This is a genomic window from Pseudomonas sp. IPO3774 (assembly GCF_013386835.1).
In the GTDB taxonomy this organism is placed as follows: domain Bacteria; phylum Pseudomonadota; class Gammaproteobacteria; order Pseudomonadales; family Pseudomonadaceae; genus Aquipseudomonas.
The window spans coordinates 157,271-175,088 of sequence record NZ_JACAQY010000014.1 but is presented as its reverse complement, the minus strand read 5'-3'; the positions used below and the strand labels follow the sequence as shown (position 1 = coordinate 175,088).

General features: G+C 60.7%; 19 protein-coding genes. 11 read left to right on the top strand and 8 right to left on the bottom strand.

Going from position 1 to position 17,818, the window contains the following annotated elements; translation table 11 throughout:
* Positions 1 to 2: 2 nt before the first annotated feature.
* On the bottom strand, positions 3 to 890 hold the full coding sequence (locus HYE77_RS09285) for a proline iminopeptidase-family hydrolase (RefSeq protein ID WP_008437674.1): 888 nt from the start codon (positions 888 to 890) through the stop codon (positions 3 to 5).
* Positions 891 to 1,072: 182 nt separating this feature from the next.
* On the opposite strand from HYE77_RS09285, the gene HYE77_RS09280 reads away from it, so the two are divergent.
* Entirely contained in the window at positions 1,073 to 1,837 is a 765-nt protein-coding gene (locus tag HYE77_RS09280) for a LuxR family transcriptional regulator (protein ID WP_008437673.1), read from the top strand.
* Between the two features lie 94 nt (positions 1,838 to 1,931).
* Positions 1,932 to 2,864 (top strand): proline iminopeptidase-family hydrolase, encoded by a 933-nt coding sequence (locus tag HYE77_RS09275; RefSeq protein WP_003218843.1) that lies wholly within the window; start codon positions 1,932 to 1,934, stop codon positions 2,862 to 2,864.
* Between the two features lie 116 nt (positions 2,865 to 2,980).
* Here the strand turns inward: HYE77_RS09275 and HYE77_RS09270 are convergent, their stop codons facing one another.
* Entirely contained in the window at positions 2,981 to 4,492 is a 1,512-nt protein-coding gene (locus HYE77_RS09270; RefSeq protein WP_177068713.1) for a nucleobase:cation symporter-2 family protein, read from the bottom strand.
* A gap of 172 nt (positions 4,493 to 4,664) precedes the next feature.
* Here HYE77_RS09270 and HYE77_RS09265 point away from each other — a divergent pair, with 172 nt between their 5' ends.
* A complete protein-coding gene (locus HYE77_RS09265) occupies positions 4,665 to 5,615 on the top strand; it encodes a LysR family transcriptional regulator (RefSeq protein WP_177068712.1) in 951 nt (316 codons plus the stop codon).
* A gap of 144 nt (positions 5,616 to 5,759) precedes the next feature.
* Positions 5,760 to 6,593 (top strand): nucleoside-binding protein, encoded by an 834-nt coding sequence (locus tag HYE77_RS09260; RefSeq protein WP_177028733.1) that lies wholly within the window; start codon positions 5,760 to 5,762, stop codon positions 6,591 to 6,593.
* On the opposite strand, the gene punC is transcribed toward HYE77_RS09260, so the two are convergent.
* Complete coding sequence (gene punC / locus HYE77_RS09255) at positions 6,590 to 7,783, bottom strand: purine nucleoside transporter PunC (RefSeq protein ID WP_177068711.1); 1,194 nt, start codon at positions 7,781 to 7,783, stop codon at positions 6,590 to 6,592. The two genes, HYE77_RS09260 and punC, sit on opposite strands and share 4 nt — an antisense overlap.
* 122 nt (positions 7,784 to 7,905) lie before the next feature.
* Between punC and punR the strand changes: the two genes are divergently transcribed.
* The gene (punR, locus tag HYE77_RS09250) at positions 7,906 to 8,838 is read left to right on the top strand and encodes a DNA-binding transcriptional activator PunR (protein ID WP_003218855.1); all 933 of its coding nucleotides are present in this window, start codon (positions 7,906 to 7,908) and stop codon (positions 8,836 to 8,838) included.
* 65 nt (positions 8,839 to 8,903) lie between these two features.
* Here punR and HYE77_RS09245 read toward each other — a convergent pair whose 3' ends face one another.
* Positions 8,904 to 10,073 (bottom strand): aspartate aminotransferase family protein, encoded by a 1,170-nt coding sequence (locus HYE77_RS09245; protein ID WP_102368414.1) that lies wholly within the window; start codon positions 10,071 to 10,073, stop codon positions 8,904 to 8,906.
* Between the two features lie 103 nt (positions 10,074 to 10,176).
* On the opposite strand from HYE77_RS09245, the gene HYE77_RS09240 reads away from it, so the two are divergent.
* Positions 10,177 to 11,082: a LysR family transcriptional regulator gene (locus HYE77_RS09240; RefSeq protein ID WP_102368413.1), complete on the top strand. Its 906-nt coding sequence runs from the start codon at positions 10,177 to 10,179 to the stop codon at positions 11,080 to 11,082.
* Here HYE77_RS09240 and HYE77_RS09235 read toward each other — a convergent pair.
* Both HYE77_RS09235 and fabV read right to left on the bottom strand, forming a co-directional pair.
* Entirely contained in the window at positions 11,079 to 11,702 is a 624-nt protein-coding gene (locus HYE77_RS09235; RefSeq protein ID WP_177068710.1) for an HAD family phosphatase, read from the bottom strand. The two genes, HYE77_RS09240 and HYE77_RS09235, sit on opposite strands and share 4 nt — an antisense overlap.
* A gap of 100 nt (positions 11,703 to 11,802) precedes the next feature.
* Positions 11,803 to 12,996 (bottom strand): enoyl-ACP reductase FabV, encoded by a 1,194-nt coding sequence (fabV, locus tag HYE77_RS09230; protein ID WP_003218863.1) that lies wholly within the window; start codon positions 12,994 to 12,996, stop codon positions 11,803 to 11,805.
* A gap of 384 nt (positions 12,997 to 13,380) precedes the next feature.
* Here fabV and HYE77_RS09225 point away from each other — a divergent pair, with 384 nt between their 5' ends.
* Together HYE77_RS09225 and ppnN are read left to right on the top strand one after the other, a co-directional pair.
* Positions 13,381 to 14,205 (top strand): aspartyl/asparaginyl beta-hydroxylase domain-containing protein, encoded by an 825-nt coding sequence (locus HYE77_RS09225; protein ID WP_177068709.1) that lies wholly within the window; start codon positions 13,381 to 13,383, stop codon positions 14,203 to 14,205.
* A gap of 147 nt (positions 14,206 to 14,352) precedes the next feature.
* The gene (gene ppnN, locus HYE77_RS09220) at positions 14,353 to 15,726 is read left to right on the top strand and encodes a nucleotide 5'-monophosphate nucleosidase PpnN (RefSeq protein WP_003218868.1); all 1,374 of its coding nucleotides are present in this window, start codon (positions 14,353 to 14,355) and stop codon (positions 15,724 to 15,726) included.
* Between the two features lies 1 nt (position 15,727).
* On the opposite strand, the gene HYE77_RS09215 is transcribed toward ppnN, so the two are convergent.
* Positions 15,728 to 16,120 carry a RidA family protein gene (locus HYE77_RS09215; RefSeq protein ID WP_003218870.1) on the bottom strand — a complete coding sequence of 131 codons (393 nt, stop codon included), beginning with the start codon at positions 16,118 to 16,120 and terminating at the stop codon, positions 15,728 to 15,730.
* A 98-nt stretch (positions 16,121 to 16,218) separates the two neighbouring features.
* Here HYE77_RS09215 and HYE77_RS09210 point away from each other — a divergent pair, with 98 nt between their 5' ends.
* The 3 genes from HYE77_RS09210 to HYE77_RS09200 all read left to right on the top strand — a co-directional run bounded on the left by HYE77_RS09210 (position 16,219) and on the right by HYE77_RS09200 (position 17,374).
* On the top strand, positions 16,219 to 16,533 hold the full coding sequence (locus tag HYE77_RS09210) for an AbrB/MazE/SpoVT family DNA-binding domain-containing protein (protein ID WP_174717775.1): 315 nt from the start codon (positions 16,219 to 16,221) through the stop codon (positions 16,531 to 16,533).
* On the top strand, positions 16,530 to 16,925 hold the full coding sequence (locus tag HYE77_RS09205) for a PIN domain-containing protein (RefSeq protein WP_003218874.1): 396 nt from the start codon (positions 16,530 to 16,532) through the stop codon (positions 16,923 to 16,925). Before HYE77_RS09210 ends, HYE77_RS09205 begins: the two co-directional genes overlap by 4 nt.
* A 74-nt stretch (positions 16,926 to 16,999) precedes the next feature.
* Positions 17,000 to 17,374: a hypothetical protein gene (locus tag HYE77_RS09200; RefSeq protein WP_168197525.1), complete on the top strand. Its 375-nt coding sequence runs from the start codon at positions 17,000 to 17,002 to the stop codon at positions 17,372 to 17,374.
* Positions 17,375 to 17,389: 15 nt separating this feature from the next.
* Here HYE77_RS09200 and HYE77_RS09195 read toward each other — a convergent pair whose 3' ends face one another.
* The gene (locus tag HYE77_RS09195) at positions 17,390 to 17,719 is read right to left on the bottom strand and encodes a YXWGXW repeat-containing protein (RefSeq protein WP_023659079.1); all 330 of its coding nucleotides are present in this window, start codon (positions 17,717 to 17,719) and stop codon (positions 17,390 to 17,392) included.
* Between the last annotated feature and the right edge of the window lie 99 nt (positions 17,720 to 17,818).

Sequence of the window (17,818 nt, the reverse complement as noted above, 5' to 3'; positions counted from 1 at the left end):
CGTCAGCCTCGATGACGAGCGAGGAAGTCCAGCAACACCGGGAAGTATGCCTGGGGCTCTTCGTAAAACGGCATATGGCTGCTGTTGGGGAACACGTGCAGCTCGGCGTGCCGGGCCGCGCTTTTCATGCGCATGGCGCAGGCCGGGGTCAGTTCGTCGTGCTGGCCGGTGGTGATCAGTATCGGCATCTTGAACTCGGCCATCTCGGGGATGCGGTTCCAGTCCTTCAGGTTGCCGATGTAGAGAAATTCGTTGGGGCCCTGCATGGTTTCGTAGGGGCCCATGTTCCAGTCGCCGAGGGAACGCTGGACCGGCGCCGGCCATTCGTCCAGGCGGCAGACGTGGCGGTAGTTGAGCAAGGTGATGGCGGCCTGGTACTGCGGGTGATCGAGGGTTCCCATGGCTTCATGGCGTTGCATCATCGCCACGGTTTCGCTGCCCAGGGCGCCGCGCAGGCGTTCCAGCTCGAGGGACAGGTGCGGAATGTCGCCGACGGTGTTTTCCAGGATCAGGCTTTTCAGCGCATCGGGGTAGTGAATGGCGTACTCGATGCCCAGCCATCCGCCCCAGGAATGCCCCAGCAAGTGCACGCGGCCAAGGCCAAGGGCCTGGCGCACGGTTTCGACTTCTTCGACATAACGGCTGATTTCCCACAGCGAAACATCGGTCGGTCTGGCTGAAGCGCCCGTGCCAAGCTGGTCGAATGCAACCACTCGCAGGCCATTGTCCTTGAGCCAGCCATGGGCGTCGCGCAAGTAGTCGCAAGGCAGCCCGGGGCCGCCATTGAGGCACAGCAACACCTCATCGCCTTCGCCAAAGCTATAGGCCACGAGGTTGTGGCCATCGACCTGCACGTTGTACCGCTGGTCGGGGGCAATTTCACGCCACATGCATACATTCCTTGTTGTGTGTCGGCCCTGTGGAGAGTGGCCGTTTAGAGGCCAACACTACCGAGGATGCCGCGTGTCCATAACCTGGTAATTCTTATAGGTTTGGTCTGGCAGTCCTTCGCCGGGGCGTGGCATTCTACTTGCAGCAAGACGAGATTCAAATGAAATCGGGAGCAGAACGGATGCTGGCCAGGCTAACTGCGTTTAATGACCGTCTCATCCCCGGCAGGAGCCTGGATGAACAGATGGACAACACCCTCGTATTGGCCCAGGACCTGGGTTTTGATGCGTTGGTCTACGACTACACCCCCGTGCCCATTGACCATAATGGTGCACTGATCACCCCTTCTGTGCTGCAACTGCGCAATACCCCGCCCGACTGGTACAACCTGTGGTGCAGCTCCGGTTTTTATCAGATCGATCCGGTGCAACACCTCGCGCTGTCGACGGTTTCACCGTTTGTGTGGTCCTACGAGGCCAAGGCCGATACCGCTCTGCAAAAAATCATCGACCCTTGCCACGCCCCGGTTTCCAGCTACCTGCACGACCGCCAGATGACCTGCGGCGTCAGCGTGCCGATCCATTTGCCCCGTGGCGGCTTCGCCTCGCTGACCGGCCTGCGCACCGGCAAGGCCAGCGCAGTGTTGCAGGACGCCCGCCAGACGCTGTCGGAATTCAGCCTGATTACCCACGCCTTGCAGGAAGCGGCCTACCCGCTTTTCAGCAAGGAACTGCGCTCCTACCCGCATATCCGCCTGACCAAGCGTGAGCGCGAATGCCTGAAATGGGCCGCCGACGGCCTGACCGCCGCCGAAATCGCCACGCAATTGAGCCGCTCCCTGGCAGTGGTTACCCTGCACCTGGCGTCGGCCATGCACAAACTGGGGGCCAAGAACCGGGTGCAAGCGGTGGTACGGGCCACTCATTACCGGCTGCTGGAAGACTGATCCGAAGGAAAAACCTAGCTGTTTTGCTAGTTACTTAAACTTTCTGTGCCGACTATCGTGTACCTGATCACTTTTTCTCAGGGCAGGGCACGAAATGGAATTCATCGAAACAATCCGCGAAGGCTATGCGGCCTTTCGCGACTACCAGACCTGGTATCGGGTAACCGGCGACCTGGACAGCGGCCTCACGCCGCTGGTCATCCTCCATGGTGGCCCGGGTTGTACCCATGATTATGTCGATGCCTACAAGGACGTAGCCGCCAGTGGCCACGCGGTCATTCACTACGACCAACTGGGCAACGGCCGCTCCACCCACCTGCCTGACAAAGACCCTTCATTCTGGACCGTCGGCTTGTTCCTCGAAGAACTGGACAACCTGCTGGACCATCTGCAGATCAGCAACAACTACGCGATCCTGGGTCAATCCTGGGGCGGCATGCTCGGCAGCGAACACGCCATCCTGCAACCCAAGGGCCTGCGTGCATTTATTCCGGCCAACTCGCCGACCTGCATGCGTACCTGGGTTGCCGAGGCCAACCGCCTGCGCAAGCTACTGCCTGAAGGCGTGCACGAGACCTTGCTCAAGCATGAACAGGCCGGCACCTACCAGGACCCTGAGTACCTGGCCGCCTCGCGGATTTTCTATGACCAGCACGTGTGCCGGGTCAATCCGTGGCCGGAAGAAGTCGCCCGCACATTCGCCCAGGTGGATTCGGACCCGACGGTGTATCACGCCATGAGCGGCCCGACGGAATTCCATGTGATTGGCAGCTTGAAAGACTGGAACGTGATCGGCCGGCTGTCGAAGGTCAATGTGCCGACCCTGGTGATTTCCGGTCGCCATGACGAGGCCACGCCGCTGGTGGTCAAGCCGTTCCTGGATGAGATTGCCGATGTGCGCTGGGCGCTGTTCGAAGACTCCAGCCACATGCCGCATGTTGAAGAGCGACAGGCGTGCATGGGGACGGTGGTGCAGTTTTTGGATGAGGCTTGTTCGGTGCCCCACAGAACGCTCAAGACTGGCTGAGATCAAAATGTGGGAGCGGGCTTGCTCGCGAAGGCGGTGGATCAGTCAGCATATTTAGCGACTGACACACCGCCTTCGCGAGCAAGCCCGCTCCCACATTGGACTCTTTGTGGCTGTTACACCTCGCTGGTCTGTGCCCTGCCGTGCACAGCCGCTTTCTTCGGCACTTCCTCCAGCAACGGAATTTCCTTGCCCTCGGCATCAAACAGCTTGCCGCCGCTGAAGTAATCCCCGTCCCGCAACGCCGCCACATCCTGGAAGCACAGGCTGCGTTCCGTCCCGGCAACGAATACCGACTGCTGGTCCGAGTTGCCCGCGGTGAAGTGGTTGAACGCCAGGTTCAACAGGATCGCCATGATCGCCGACGAACTGATCCCCGAATGGAAAATGGTCGCGAACCAGCTCGGGAAGTGATCGTAGAAACTCGGGGCCGCAATCGGGATCATGCCAAAACCGACGGAAGTGGCGACAATGATCAGGTTCATGTTGTTGCGGTAATCGACCTTGGACAAGGTCCGGATACCACTGGCAGCCACGGTGCCGAACAATACGATTCCGGCCCCGCCCAGCACCGAAGTCGGCACTGCCGCAATCACCCGCCCCATGAACGGCAGCAGGCCGAGGATCACCAGGAATATCCCACCGGTGGCGACCACATAACGGCTCTTGACCCCGGTAACCGCCACCAGTCCGACGTTTTGTGCAAACGCGCTCTGGGTGAACGAGCCGAAGATCGGCGCAAACATGCTCGACAGCATATCCGCACGCAGGCCATTGCCGAGGCGCTTGGAGTCGACTTTGGTGTCGATGATTTCACCCACCGCCAGAATGTCCGCCGAGGTTTCCACCAGGGTCACCATGACCACGATGCACATGGAAATGATCGCCGCGAGATGGAAGGTTGGCATGCCGAAATGGAAGGGTGTGGGAAAGCCGAACATCGGGCCCTGGGTCACGCTGGAGAAGTCAGCCATGCCGAGGAACACCGCGATAACCGTGCCGATCACCATCGCCAGCAGGATCGACAGTCGCGAGATGGTCGCGCTACCGATCTTGCTCAGCAGCAATACCAGTACCAGGGTCAGCGCCGCCAGGCCGATGTTCGGCATGCTGCCGAAATCTGCGGCGCGGCTGTTGCCGCCCATGGCCCAGCGGGCGGCGACGGGCATCAACGTCAGGCCGATGGTAGTGATCACAATCCCGGTGACCAACGGCGGGAAGAATTTGGTGATTCGCGAGAACACCGGGGTGATCAGCAGGCCTATCAGGGAGGCGGCCATCACCGCCCCGAGAATCGCCGGGACGCCACCCGCGCCGTCGCTGCCAACAATCGCCACCATGGTCGCCACCCCGGCAAAGGACACCCCTTGCACCAGCGGCAACTGGCAGCCGAAAAACGGCAGGCCCAGGGTTTGCAACAGCGTAGCCAGGCCTCCGGCAAACAGCGAGGCAGCGATCAGCAGGCCAATATCGGCCGGCGACAACCCGGCCGCCTGGCCGACGATCAACGGTACAGCCACGATGCCGCCGTACATGGTGAGCACATGCTGCAGGCCGTAAGCCATGTTGGCCGCGACGCCGAGATTCTCATCTTCTGGCCGCTGCGGTGACGTCTTCGGGATAGTCATGGTGAGGGGTTCTCTGTTTTTGTTGTGCACTCACTGTATGCAATAGAAAGATTGGATGTCCATAGAGTTGTATACAATCATTTTCACAAGAACACCCTGAACGCCGTTACAAAAATCCATTCAGCCGCCCTGCCCCGTGGCTCGAAGCGCTGCGCACAAGGACTTGAAAAAAATGCTCAACCGCAAGCTGCGCATCCACGCCCCGGCGATTTACTACTTCGACATGGTTCGCCGCTGCCACTCGATCCGCGAAGCCGCGCGCCGCCTGAACGTGGCGTCTTCGGCGGTGAACCGGCAGATCCTCAAGCTGGAAGACGAGGTGGGCGCGGCGCTGTTCGAGCGCCTGCCCGGCGGCCTGCGCCTGACGGCGGCCGGGGAAATCCTGACCCGCCACGTGAGTTTCCTGTTGCAGGACGTGGAGCGCGTGCGCGATGAACTGGATGGCTTGAACGGTGTACAGACCGGCCACGTGGAAATCGCCACGGTGGAAGGCGCCACTGTGGAGCTGCTGCCCGCCGCCCTCAAGCGCATGCGTGAGCGTTATCCGAAAGTGACCATTGGCGTCACGGTACAAGGTTCGCAATCGATTCCCGGTGCGGTGGTCAACGGCCAGGCTGACCTGGGGTTGGCCTTTGCCTTACCGCGTAGCAGCGAAACCATCCAGGTGTGTGTCGGCCATTTCCGCCTGGGGGCGTTGATGGCACCGGGGCATCCGTTGGCCGGTGAAAGTAGCGTGAGTTACGCGCGCTGCTGTGAACACGGGGTGATCCAGGCCAAGAGCGAGCTCTCGGTTCACCACCTGATCGCACCGCTGCACAAGCGTTCGGCGGCGACGAACAAGCCACTGCTGCACAGCAACTCGATGGAGCTGGCCCGGCAACTGGCGCGCCAGCAACTGGGCATCGCGTTCCAGACGCGCATTGGCGTGGAGGTGGATTTAGCCCGCGGCGAACTGCTGCACATTCCGCTCAGCGACCAGGGCGGGATCTTCAGCGACCTGGGCTTGTACGCCCGCAAAGACCGAGACTTGCCGATGGCGGTGCAAGCCATGGCCCATCTGCTCAGTGAAGAAATCAGTTTGCGCGAACATCAGGAAACGCCCTCGGCGCCACGTATTTCCTGACTCTCAGGCCAGCTTCAGTGCTGCCGTTTCGGCATCGGCCCAGGCGAGATTCTGTTCTTTGGAACCCACAACGGATGTGCCGATACTGCGCCCGGCGACCCTTGCGCGGTCGCCATGAGCCAAAACGCCAAAGGAATTAAAACAATGAAAAAGGCACTGCACGGCGCAACCGTATTACTCACCCTGTTCGGCGGCGGGGAGGCTGTCGCGCTGGAATGGATGAACAACAGCCTGGGATTTCGCTACGGCCAGCAGTTCACCAACCCGAACAACCCGGATGAATTCAGCAAGCGCATCTACAGCTTCACCCACGCCAGCGGCTACCAGTACGGCAGCAACTACCTAAACCTCGATGTGTTCCTGTCCGACAGCCGCGACCCACGCAAGGGCACCGACCACGGCGGCAGCGAAGTGTATGCGGTGTACCGGCACCAGCTGTACGCCTCACGGGTATTCGATGTGCCGCTGGGCACCGGGGTGATCAAGGATTACGCACTGACCTTCGGCTTTGATGCTAACCGCAACAACAACCTGGCGTCGGCGAAAAAACGTGCGCTGGTGATTGGCCCGACCTTGAAGTTCAACACCGTCGGCGTGCTGGACCTGAGCCTGATGTACTACAAGGAAAGAAACCATTCCGGCATCCCTGGCGCGAAAGAACCCGATCACACCTTCGACGATACCTACATGCTCAACCTGACCTGGATGCGGCCTTTCGAGATCGGCAACCACGGGGCGAAGTTTCAGGGGTTTATCAATCACGTCGGGGAAAAGGGCGAAGACTTCCATGGCCGCGACACCGCGCCGGAAACCCTGATGCGCACCGCGCTGATGGTGGCGGTGCGTCCGGGCAAAGGCGTCAAGCCCAATCTCTACCTGGGCGTCGGGTATGAGTATTGGCATAACAAGTTCGGCGTGGACGGCGGCCGGGGTAGCCGCACGTCAACGCCGACGGTGAACATGGAAGTGACGTTCTAGCGGGCGCGCACCAGGTCGGCATCGCCATCGTCGACCTTCGGTCGCGCCAGCCAGTAGCCCAACACGGCCAATGGCGCGGTCGCCAGCATCACGATCGCAGTGATCAACAGCGGCTGGTCGATCATCGACGACACGATCAGGCTCGCCAGGAAGCACAACCCCAACTGCAAGGTGTTCTGCAATGCCGCCGCCTTGCCGGAATTTTCCGCAAACGGCATCAGTGCATTCGCCACCACGATCGGGTAGCTGGCGCCATTGACCAGGGCCATCAGGCAGAACGGAATCAGCAAGGTGGCGAGCGTCGGCACGGTCAAGGTCGCGACGAGGTACAGCGCGACCATGCTGATGCAGTACGCCAGCAGCAGCCACGGCAACAAAGTCTTGCCCTGGAACCGCTGCAACGCACTGCGGCAACTGTAGCCACCGATCAGGAACGACAGCGTTGGCAATACGTAGCTCAAGCCGATGTCATTCGGGCTGTAGCCCATCCCGCCAAGGATGAACGGCGAGGCGGTAAGCCAGGCGAAGAAACTGGCCGAGCATGCGGCAAAGATCATCACGTTGCCGGTGAACACCCGCGACTTGAGCAATTGCCCATAGCCGAGTCGGGACGGTTCGCCGTCGGTTGTCAGGCGTTTCGGCAGCGGCCTGAGAAACAACGTAGGCAGCAGCAGGAGCAGCGAAACCACCAACAACACACCGAAGATCGCCTGCCAGCCCCAGTGATTCAGCAACAGCGCTCCCAGCAGTGGCGCCAGGGCCGGAGACAGTGACATCAGCGGCATGATGCCGGCGAACACCCGATGGGCCTTGTCCGCCGGGTAGCGGTCGATCACCAGCGCCTGCCAACTGACGGCGGCGGAACACACGCCAATCGCCTGGACAAAACGCAAGGCCAACAGCTGCGGTGCGGTCTCGACCCAGAACATCCCCAGGCAGCCGAGCACAAACAGGGAAAGGCCCGTAAGCAGCACCGGCTTGCGTCCCAACCGGTCGGATAGCGGCCCCCACAGCAACTGCCCGACGGCAAAGCCGGCGAGGAAAATGCTCAGGCTCGCGCCCACCGCGCCGGGGGAAATCTGCAGTTGCTCGCCCATGGCGCCAAACGCCGGCAAGTACATATCCATGGCCAGATAGCCGAGCATGCTCAGCCCCGCCAGGTACCAGGTGAATCCAAAAGAATTTTTCATTGAAGCCTTGTATAACCTGCCATCAAACTATTTGCTGACTGGCGCCTATTATGAAGCTGAGCAAATCCCTGTGAAGCGATAATAATTGGACACTCTTATCAATAATTTTGAAGGCAAACCCCATGTGGTCTGAATATTCCCTGGATGTGGTGGATGCAGTGGCCCGCCACGGCAGCTTCAGCGCCGCCGCCCAGGAACTGCACCGCGTGCCGTCAGCCATCAGCTACACCGTGCGGCAACTCGAAGAATGGCTGGCGGTGCCGCTGTTCGTCCGACGGCATCGGGATGTGGAGCTGACACCCGCGGGTAAATTGTTCATCGACGAAGCCCGCGGCGTCATGAAAAAAATGCTCGGCACCCGCCGGCTGTGCCAGCAAGTGGCAAATGGCTGGAGTGGCCAGTTGAAAGTCGCGGTGGACTCCATCGTTAAACAGCAGCGCTGCCGGCAGTTGGTACTGGATTTCTATCGGCAGTTCCCGGAGGTGGAATTGCTGTTGGATTACGAGGTGTACAACGGGGTGTGGGATGCCCTGGCCGATGACCGCACCGATATCGTGATCGGCGCCACCAGCGCGGTGCCGGTGGCCAGTCAATTCACGTTTCGTGACATGGGCCTGCTGAACTGGCTGTGCGTGGTCAGCAGCCGGCATCCGCTGGCAGCGGTCGAAGGCCTGCTCAGCGATGACCAACTGCGGCCCTTCGCCTCCCTGTGCATGACCGACACCTCGCGCAACCTGCCCAAGCGCGACACCTGGACCCTGGATAACCAGCGTCGTTTGGTGGTGCCGCACTGGGCTTCGGCGATTGATTGCCTGCGGGATGGCCTGTGCGTCGGCATGGCACCGGCGCACCTGGTGCAGCCGTGGATCGAGCGCGGCGAGCTGAGCGCCCTGCAACTTTCCCGGCCCTTCCCTGCCAGCCCGTCGTGCGTGGCCTGGGCACAGAACAAACTGTCGCCGGCCATGGCCTGGTTGCTGGATTACCTGGGGGATACCGAGACCCTGAACCAGGAATGGCTGAACGGGGTGCAGGTGGGCTCCGGCTACCCCGTTTGACTGATCGTTCCCACGCTCTGCGTGGGAATGCAGCCAGTGACGCTCCGCGTCAGCCTCATCCGTGTTTAGTCCAGAAGCCGGGAAAGTGCGCGCACGATCATCTCCACTTCCTTGGCATCGATGGTCAGCGGCGGCAGCAGGCGGATGATCTTGCCCCGGGTGACGTTGATCAGCAGGCCATGCTCTTGCGCCGCACGGTGGGCCAGGTCGCGCTGAGGCGTTGCCAGTTCGATGCCGATCATCAGCCCTTGCCCGCGAATCGCCAGCACCTGGGGATGCTCGTTCAATTCCACCCGCAGGCGCGCCAGCAGCCGCTCACCCTGTTGCGCCGCGTTGTCCAGCAGGCCTTGTTCTTCGATGATCTCCAGCACCGTACAACCGACACGGCAGGCCAGCGGGTTGCCGCCGAAGGTGCTGCCGTGGCTGCCGGGGGTAAACAGTTGCGCAACAGCGGCCCGGGCCAGGCACGCGCCAATCGGCACACCGTTGCCGAGGCCTTTGGCCAAAGTCATCACGTCCGGCACGATGCCTTCATGCTGGAAGGCAAACCAGCGACCGGTGCGGCCGATCCCGGTCTGGATCTCATCGAGCATCAACAACCAGCCTTGCCGGGTGCAGTGCTCGCGCAAGGCTTTCAGATAGCCCGGCGGCGCGACTTGCACGCCGCTTTCGCCCTGGATCGGCTCAAGCAGCACCGCAACAATGCGCGGGCCAAACTCCCGGGTCACGGCCTCCAGCGCCTTCAAGTCACCGAAGCCGACCTTGATAAAGTCCCCCGGCAGTTTTTGAAATCCCAACCGCACGGAAGGCCCGTCGCTGGCGGACAGGGTGCCCAGGGTGCGCCCGTGAAAGGCATTCTCCATCACCACCACCAGCGGCTGTTCGATACCCTTTTTCCAGCCATGCAGCCGGGCCAGCTTCAGCGCCGTTTCGTTGGCTTCGGCACCGGAGTTGTTGAAGAACGCCTGGTCCAGCCCGGAAAGCCGGGTGAGGCGCTGGGCCAGGCGCTGCTGCCAGTCGATGCTGTAGAGGTTGGAGGTGTGCAGCAGCAAACCGGCCTGCTCACTGATGGCCGCTACCAGCCGCGGATGGGAATGACCGACGTTGGTCACCGCCACACCTGCCACCGCATCCAGGTATTCACGGCCCTGCTGGTCCCACAGGCGCGTGCCAAGGCCTCGGGTAAAGCTCAGGGGCGACGGTTGATAAGTGGTCATCAGGCAGGCGGCGGTCATGGCATCAGGCTCCAGTGCATCGTAGTGATGGCACCAGTATCGTTAGCCACCCGAGCTGGATAAACTGCACAACACTGCGATCACTTTAAACCAGGGCTTGATAATGGATCTGTTCCAGGCGATGACGGTGTACGTAAAAGTGGTGGAAGCCGGCAGCATGACGGCGGCAGCGCAGGCGTGCGGCATGTCCACCACCATGGTCGGCAATCACCTGCGCGCGCTGGAACAACGCCTGGGCGTCAGCCTGCTCAAGCGCACCACGCGCAAGCAAAGCCTGACCGAGTTTGGCGGGATTTATTACCAGCGTTGCCTGGAGGTGCTGGGCCTGGTGGCCGACTCCGAGCAGATGGCCGAACAAGCCAACAGTGACGTGCCCAAGGGCCTGCTGCGGATCACCGCACCACCGGCCTTTGGCACCGAACGCCTGGCACCGGCGCTCAGCGAATTTTCCCAGCGCTACCCACAGATCAAGCTGTACGTGGTGCTGAGCAACCAGCGGATGGACATGGTCGACAGCGGGTTCGACGTGGCCATCCGCTTGGGCGACCTGGACGCGCCAAGCCTGATTGCCCGCCCCATGCAGGATTACACCATCACCCTCTGCGCCTCTGCGGAGTACCTGGCGCGCCGTGGCACACCTCAACGCCCCGATGATCTGCAGCAACATGACTGCCTGGCGTTCGCTTACCCGGCGACCGACGATTGGCGCAACGCCGACAAGTTGTGGCGAATGCGCGGCGCAGAGGGCGAAGTGGAAATTCCGGTTTCCGGCTCATTGACCATCAACAGTTCGCAGGCCTTGCGCCAGGCTGCCCTGGAAGGCATGGGCATCGTGATGCTGCCTGACGCCCTGGTCGAGCCAGACCTGCGGGCCGGGAAACTGGTGGCATTACTGACGGACTACCAACTGCCCAGCCGGCCCATGCATTTGCTGTACGCCCAGGACCGCTATCGCCTGCCCAAGCTGCGGGCGTTTGTGGACTTCGTCATGGAGAAATGGGCGCGCTAGAGGCTCACCCCCAGCTCGATCAAGCGCTCACGGGTCTGCGCGGCAGACACGTGGTGAATCCCCTGCCAACCCAGCGCAGTGGCCGCCTCGGTATTGCCGGCTACATCGTCAATAAACACCACTTCACCCGGCTGGATATCCGGCAAATGGGCGCGCACCTGCGCCAGGCTGGCGTGGTAAATCGCAGGATCGGGCTTGATCAGCTTGATTTCGCCGGACACCACGATGTCGCGAAAATACTGCAGGAAGGGATAGTGGGCGCGGGCATAGGGAAAGGTCTCGGCGGACCAGTTGGTCAGGCCGAACAGCGGCATCTTCGCCTCATGCAAGGCTTCGAGGATCGCCACGCCCTCCGGCAATGAGCCTCGCAGCATCTCGTGCCAGCGGTCGTAGTACGCCTGGATCAGTGGTGCATGCTGCGGATGTTCGGCGATCAGCGTGCGGGTCGCCTCGGCCAGGCTGCGCCCGGCGTCCTGCTCGGTGTTCCAGGCCTGGGTGCAGACGGTGTCCAGGAACTGTTGGCGCTCCCGGTCGTCGGTAATCAGCTGGCGGTAGAGATGGTGCGGGTTCCAGTCGAACAGGACACCGCCGAAATCAAAAACGACTGCACGAATCGTCATGTAGATCCTCCGTTAGCGTGGGTGTGATAACGACCGCAGTCTGGCATGACGCGCACAAAAAAGCGGCCCCTGGAGGCCGCTTCTTCGTTACCGCAAGCGCTTAAGCCTGAATCAGGCCCTTGATCTTCACGGTCGGATTCACGTCAGCGTCGTAGTCCACGCCGTCGATCTCGAAACCGAACAGGCGCAGGAATTCCGCCTTGTAGCCGGCAAAATCGCTGATCTCGTTGACGTTGTCATCGGAGACCTGATTCCACAGGGCCGCTACCGCGTCCTGAACCTTAGGCTCAAGTTCCGCGAGGTCGGCGCGCAGGCGGCCGTCGGCGTCGAGCTTGGGCTCTTTGCCATACAGGCTGTCCTTGAACAGGCCGTAGACCTGCTCGATGCAACCTTCGTGGGTGCCCTGCTCTTTCATCACTTTAAACAGCAACGACAGGTACAGCGGCATGATCGGGATCGCCGAGCTGGCCTGGGTCACTACTGCCTTGAGTACCGACACACGGGCGTCGCCTTTCAGCGCCGCGAGGTTTTCGCGCAGGGTCAGGACTTTCTTGTCCAGGTCTTTCTTGGCTTCGCCGATGGAGCCGTTCCAGTAGATGTCCTGGGTCAGCTTCTCGCCGAGGTAGGTGAACGCAGTGGTCTTGGCGCCTTCGGCCAACACGTCGGCGTCACGCAGGGCGTCGATCCACAGCTGCCAGTCTTCGCCGCCCATGACTTTCACGGTGCCGTCGATTTCTTCCTGGGTGGCCGGTTCGAGGGTGGTGTCGACCACGACGCCCTTGTCGGTATTGATGCCGCGCAGGGTCACAGCCTTGCCGATCGGCTTCAGGGTGGAGTTGTGCACCACGCCTTGCGGGTCGGTACGGCGTGGCGCGGCCAGGCTGTAGACCACCAGGTCGATCTTGCCGAGGTCTTTCTTGATGGTTTCGATGGTCAGGCGCTTGATCTCGTCAGAGAACGCATCGCCGTTGATGCTCTTGGCGTACAGGCCTTTTTCCAGCGCAAACTTCTCGAAGGCGGCGCTGTTGTACCAGCCGGCAGAGCTGAGCTTGCCTTCTTCGCCTTCTTTCTCAAAAAACACGCCCAGGGTGTCGGCGCCGCAGCCAAAGGCAGCGCTGATGCGCGCGGCCAGGCCGTAGCCGGTGGAAGCCCCGAGGACCAGCACCTTTTTCGGGCCGCCTTCAATGGCACCGTGTTCGGTCACGTAGTCGATCTGCTCTTTGACATTCGCTTCACAGCCAACCGGGTGAGCGGTCACACAGATAAAGCCACGAACCCGCGGTTTGATGATCATAAAATTTCTGCCTCTTCCAAGGTGCCGAAGGCCAATGGTGGCCATTACAGCGTCAATCGTACGGGTCTATGACGCCCGGAAAACCGAAGCGTCACGATAGTCGCAAATCTTCTGTTCACAAAATGCTATCCGCAACACCGCCAGCCTGGCCATCCGCCGAGGCATTTTAGGGGGACAGCGGTAAAAATCTGTGCAGTGACTTCACAAATTTCCAGCATTTAAAACGCCACGTGAGGGCGATAACACCCTATCATGACCATATTATTTCGATATGTTTCGGCTCGGGCATGATGCCCACGGGTTGACTGACTCCTTTGCCTGGCCTGCCAGTCAACCGCGGACGGTTTTGAAGCAATCGAAAACCGTCTGATGGAGCCCAGTTTCATGAGTAAGAGTGTCATCCGCAAACGCCTGGCGTCCGCCGCATGGGTCCTTGGCGTCTTGCTGTTCATTTATTGCTTCCCCAAGACCACCCTGGTGTTTCTGCTGCTGGTGGTGTTCTGCGGCCTGTACGATTTCCTGCGCAATGGCCTGTACGACGGCGCGACCATCAAGAAGTATTTCATCGGCAACGGCCGCAATACCTGGTTGCTGGCGCCGTTCAACACGCTGTTTGACCTGATGAGCCAGCGCAATCGCCACGTTTATAAAATGAACGACCTGCCGCCGGCCTGGCGCGAAGACCTGCAAAAGGTGATCGACGACGCCATGGCCAACAAAGACGAGATCATTCAGTACCTGGACGAGCGCATGGCCGAGAAAAAACGCGGCATGCTGTTTTTCCAATGGTACGGCCGCCCGATCGAGACCACCCTGGATATCCCGCAACTGCGGGAAAAACTGCCCTACGTGAAAACCATCGGCGTGTCGGTATTCAACGAAAACCGTTCCACCTCGTTTCACTTCGGCCCGCTGCGCATGATGTTCCGCGTGCTCTACAACATGGCACCGGCGCCCCATCACGACGGCGTCTACATCCAGGTCGGCAAGCACAAACACTACTGGCACGATGATCCGCTGTTTATCTTCGATGACACGCTGATGCACGCCTCCTTCAACAAGAACGACGCCAAGCGCTACTGCCTGTTCATCGACATCGTGCGGCCAACCCTGGTGCCGTCGGTGCTCAACGGCCTGATCGCGGCCTTTGCCGGAGCAGTCTTTACCCTGCGTCGGTTTTTCTACAAAAACTGGAAGCTGATTCAGTAACTTCTGCGGCATGATGGTGCGCGACAGTGTTTGCGCTCGGCTCCAGTGCCGGGGAAAATGCCAGTCCAATGCGACCGAAAACGGCGCGCACTATCCTCAAGCCACTGGCCATGCATGGTCCGGTGGCTGTGCTTTCAGGGAATCAGAATGCCCCAAAGACAAGTCATCAATGCCTCCGTAAGCCCTAAAGGCAGCCTTGAAACGCTGTCGCAACGTGAAGTCCAGCAACTGAGCGAAGCCGGTACCGGCAGCATCTACACCCTCTTCCGTCAATGCGCCCTGGCCATCCTCAACACCGGCGCGCACATCGACAACGCCAAGACCATCCTCGACGCCTATAAAGATTTCGAAGTGCGCATCCACCAGCAGGACCGTGGCGTGCGCCTGGAACTGTTGAATGCACCGGCTGACGCGTTCGTCGATGGTGAAATGATCGCCAGTACCCGGGAGATGCTGTTCAGCGCCCTGCGTGACATCGTCTACACCGAAAACGAACTGGACAGCCAGCGCATCGACCTGAGCAGCTCCCAGGGCATCACCGACTACGTGTTCCACCTGCTGCGCAACGCCCGCACCCTGCGCCCGGGCGTCGAGCCGAAGATCGTGGTGTGCTGGGGCGGGCACTCGATCAATACCGAAGAATACAAATACACCAAGAAAGTCGGCCACGAACTCGGCCTGCGCAGCCTCGACGTGTGCACCGGCTGCGGCCCCGGCGTGATGAAAGGCCCGATGAAGGGCGCGACCATTTCCCACGCCAAGCAACGCATTACCGGCGGGCGCTACCTGGGCCTGACCGAGCCGGGGATCATCGCCGCCGAGGCGCCGAACCCGATCGTCAATGAGCTGGTGATTTTGCCGGACATCGAAAAGCGCCTGGAAGCCTTCGTGCGCGTCGGCCACGGCATCATCATCTTCCCGGGCGGCGCCGGCACCGCCGAAGAGTTCCTGTACCTGCTGGGCATCCTGATGCACCCGGACAACCGCGACGTGCCGTTCCCGGTGATCCTCACCGGGCCGAAACACGCCGCGCCGTACCTGCAACAGTTGCACGCGTTCGTCGGCGCGACCCTGGGCGAAGCGGCCCAGGCTCATTACCAGATCATCATTGACGACCCGGCTGAGGTGGCACGGCAGATGACCGTCGGCTTGAAAGCGGTCAAACAGTTCCGCCGCGAGCGCAACGACGCGTTCCACTTCAACTGGCTGCTGAAGATCGACGAGGGCTTCCAGCGCCCGTTCGACCCGACCCACGCCAACATGGCCAGCCTGCAACTGAGCCACGCGCTGCCGCCCCATGAACTGGCGGCCAACCTGCGCCGGGCGTTCTCGGGGATTGTGGCGGGCAACGTCAAGGACAAGGGCATCCGCCTGATCGAGCAGAACGGGCCGTATGAGATTCATGGCGACCCAGCGATCATGAAACCGCTGGATGAGTTGCTGAAGGCGTTCGTAGAGCAGCACCGGATGAAACTGCCAGGCGGCGCCGCCTACGTGCCGTGCTACCGCGTGGTGCAGTGAGTCAGCGCTGAACCGCTACGCACTTGATCTCCAGCAGCAAGCCCGGGTTGGCCAGTTCTGATACGCCAATGACCGTCCAGGCGCACAACCCGCGAGGGAACAGGCGGTTTTTCACTTCACGGAAAACCGCCATGTGCTCGCTCATGTTCACGTGGTAGGTGGTCATGTCGACCACGTCTTCAAACGTACAGCCCCCCTCCTCCAATACCAGGCGCAGGCTCTCCCAGGCGGCGACGAACTGTGCCTCGGGATCGGTGATGACTTCCAGGTGTTCCGTGCGGCCGACCTGCCCTGCGCAGTACAGGGTCTTGCCGACTTTTACCGCCGGGACGTAGCCGGCGCGCTCGACGATGGGGTGCATGGAAGTGGGGATGATGAGGTGGCGGTCGGTCATATGTTGTATCTCTTAAGGCTGGTTTCAGGCGTGTCGACGGGAAACGTTCGGACTATCGTTTTACCTGTTCCGACCCACCCACGCCAGATGAGTAACCTATGGACCAATGGATCTTGCCCTCCACTATTCCTTACCCTAAGGTAAGGAGTATCACGAGAGAGGCTTTCAACATGGCTACCGCCACACTCACTTCAAAAGGCCAAATAACCATTCCCGTTCAAGTCAGGGCCGCACTTGGGCTGAACACTGGCGACCGGGTCGAATTCGTCGAAATGGAAGAGGGCAAGTTTGCGATCATCGCGGCCAGCAAGACTGTGTCGGACCTCAAAGGGCTGATCCGCAAACCCGCCAATCCCGTCAGCATCGAAGAAATGAACCTGGCCATCGCTGCACAGGGAGCCAAAGCACGATGATTGGACTGGATACCAATGTGCTGGTGCGTTACGTCACCCAGGATGATCCCGTCCAATCGCCAAAGGCATCCAGACTGATCGAGTCGCTCACCACTGCCTCGCCGGGTTTTGTCAGCCTGGTTTCAGTGGTGGAACTGGTGTGGGTCCTGCAGTCCAGTTACCAGTCAGCCAAGAGTGAAGTGGTTGCGGTCCTGGAGACGCTGCTGCGTACCCGCGAACTGACCGTAGAGCACGCCGACGTTATCTGGCAGGCACTCCGGCGATTTACAAGCACCAGGGCCGATTTCGCCGACTGCCTGATTGAACGCTGCGCCCACGCAGCAGGCTGTGAATATACGGCGACATTTGATGTCAGCGCGGCCAAGGCTACCGGCATGCGGCGGCTGACCTGAGGCGTCGCGTTGCAGAAGCGTCAAGGCTTTGGTAGAAAATGCCCTTACTGACTTTATCCAGAGACAAGACCAACGTGCGCACGCTTTTTCTCGCCGGCCTGGCATTAACGTCCCCATTGACCCTCGCCGAAGCCATCACCTGGCCCGACCTGCCCGACACCTGCTTCGTCAGCGGTCGCTCCGCTACCAGTCAGGATGTGGACACCGGTTGTGCGGCGTTTCTGATCAATGTGAAGGGCAAGGCGGCAGGCACGCCGATCAAGCTGGATATCCCGCAGTACGCCATGCATGTCGACGAAGGCACCGGCAAGGAAACACCGGTGATCCTCATCCAGGCGGAAGAGAATGGCGATGTTAAAGCGGTAGGTTACAAGGAGCTTGGCACCGGCCAGTTGGGCGCGGCGCTGCTCAGGGAAGTTCGGCTTCTGGGTACGAAGAAGCCGATTTAAGCCATCGGATAACGGTCAGCGAACCCAACCGCCGCCCTGCCAGTGATAGCCGTCGTTACGCTGCTCCCAATGCGGGTGGACATAACGATAACCTGGCCGTACCGGCTCCCAGTGGCCGTGAACCGCCACATAGCGCCCGCCTTCCCAACGCCAGTAGCCACGCGACCACAGGTAACCTGGCCGCCCTTCGGGCTCGACCTCGATGACCTGCACCGGCGGCGGTTGCGGCGCGACGACTTCTACATATTCACGCTGCACCGGTCGTCGATCATGTACGACCCGCTCCTCTACACACCCGGAAGCCGCGACGACCAAAGCCGCCAATGCCGCATAACGTAACAACATACAGAATCCTCGGGCGTGACCGCCCAGCGTTTATACCGGTAAAAAAAGTGCCCCCTTGTTCCAGCCGCGCTCCTGCTTGGCTATAAGACTTTTTAACAG

What these genes read in the sequence shown, in the direction of transcription:
- HYE77_RS09285 (WP_008437674.1), bottom strand. Translation starts at nt 890, where the DNA reads ATGTGGCGTGAAATTGCCCCCGACCAGCGGTACAACGTGCAGGTCGAT.
- HYE77_RS09280 (WP_008437673.1), top strand. Translation starts at nt 1,073, where the DNA reads ATGCTGGCCAGGCTAACTGCGTTTAATGACCGTCTCATCCCCGGCAGG.
- HYE77_RS09275 (WP_003218843.1), top strand. Translation starts at nt 1,932, where the DNA reads ATGGAATTCATCGAAACAATCCGCGAAGGCTATGCGGCCTTTCGCGAC.
- HYE77_RS09270 (WP_177068713.1), bottom strand. Translation starts at nt 4,492, where the DNA reads ATGACTATCCCGAAGACGTCACCGCAGCGGCCAGAAGATGAGAATCTC.
- HYE77_RS09265 (WP_177068712.1), top strand. Translation starts at nt 4,665, where the DNA reads ATGCTCAACCGCAAGCTGCGCATCCACGCCCCGGCGATTTACTACTTC.
- HYE77_RS09260 (WP_177028733.1), top strand. Translation starts at nt 5,760, where the DNA reads ATGAAAAAGGCACTGCACGGCGCAACCGTATTACTCACCCTGTTCGGC.
- punC (WP_177068711.1), bottom strand. Translation starts at nt 7,783, where the DNA reads ATGAAAAATTCTTTTGGATTCACCTGGTACCTGGCGGGGCTGAGCATG.
- punR (WP_003218855.1), top strand. Translation starts at nt 7,906, where the DNA reads ATGTGGTCTGAATATTCCCTGGATGTGGTGGATGCAGTGGCCCGCCAC.
- HYE77_RS09245 (WP_102368414.1), bottom strand. Translation starts at nt 10,073, where the DNA reads ATGACCGCCGCCTGCCTGATGACCACTTATCAACCGTCGCCCCTGAGC.
- HYE77_RS09240 (WP_102368413.1), top strand. Translation starts at nt 10,177, where the DNA reads ATGGATCTGTTCCAGGCGATGACGGTGTACGTAAAAGTGGTGGAAGCC.
- HYE77_RS09235 (WP_177068710.1), bottom strand. Translation starts at nt 11,702, where the DNA reads ATGACGATTCGTGCAGTCGTTTTTGATTTCGGCGGTGTCCTGTTCGAC.
- fabV (WP_003218863.1), bottom strand. Translation starts at nt 12,996, where the DNA reads ATGATCATCAAACCGCGGGTTCGTGGCTTTATCTGTGTGACCGCTCAC.
- HYE77_RS09225 (WP_177068709.1), top strand. Translation starts at nt 13,381, where the DNA reads ATGAGTAAGAGTGTCATCCGCAAACGCCTGGCGTCCGCCGCATGGGTC.
- ppnN (WP_003218868.1), top strand. Translation starts at nt 14,353, where the DNA reads ATGCCCCAAAGACAAGTCATCAATGCCTCCGTAAGCCCTAAAGGCAGC.
- HYE77_RS09215 (WP_003218870.1), bottom strand. Translation starts at nt 16,120, where the DNA reads ATGACCGACCGCCACCTCATCATCCCCACTTCCATGCACCCCATCGTC.
- HYE77_RS09210 (WP_174717775.1), top strand. Translation starts at nt 16,219, where the DNA reads ATGGACCAATGGATCTTGCCCTCCACTATTCCTTACCCTAAGGTAAGG.
- HYE77_RS09205 (WP_003218874.1), top strand. Translation starts at nt 16,530, where the DNA reads ATGATTGGACTGGATACCAATGTGCTGGTGCGTTACGTCACCCAGGAT.
- HYE77_RS09195 (WP_023659079.1), bottom strand. Translation starts at nt 17,719, where the DNA reads ATGTTGTTACGTTATGCGGCATTGGCGGCTTTGGTCGTCGCGGCTTCC.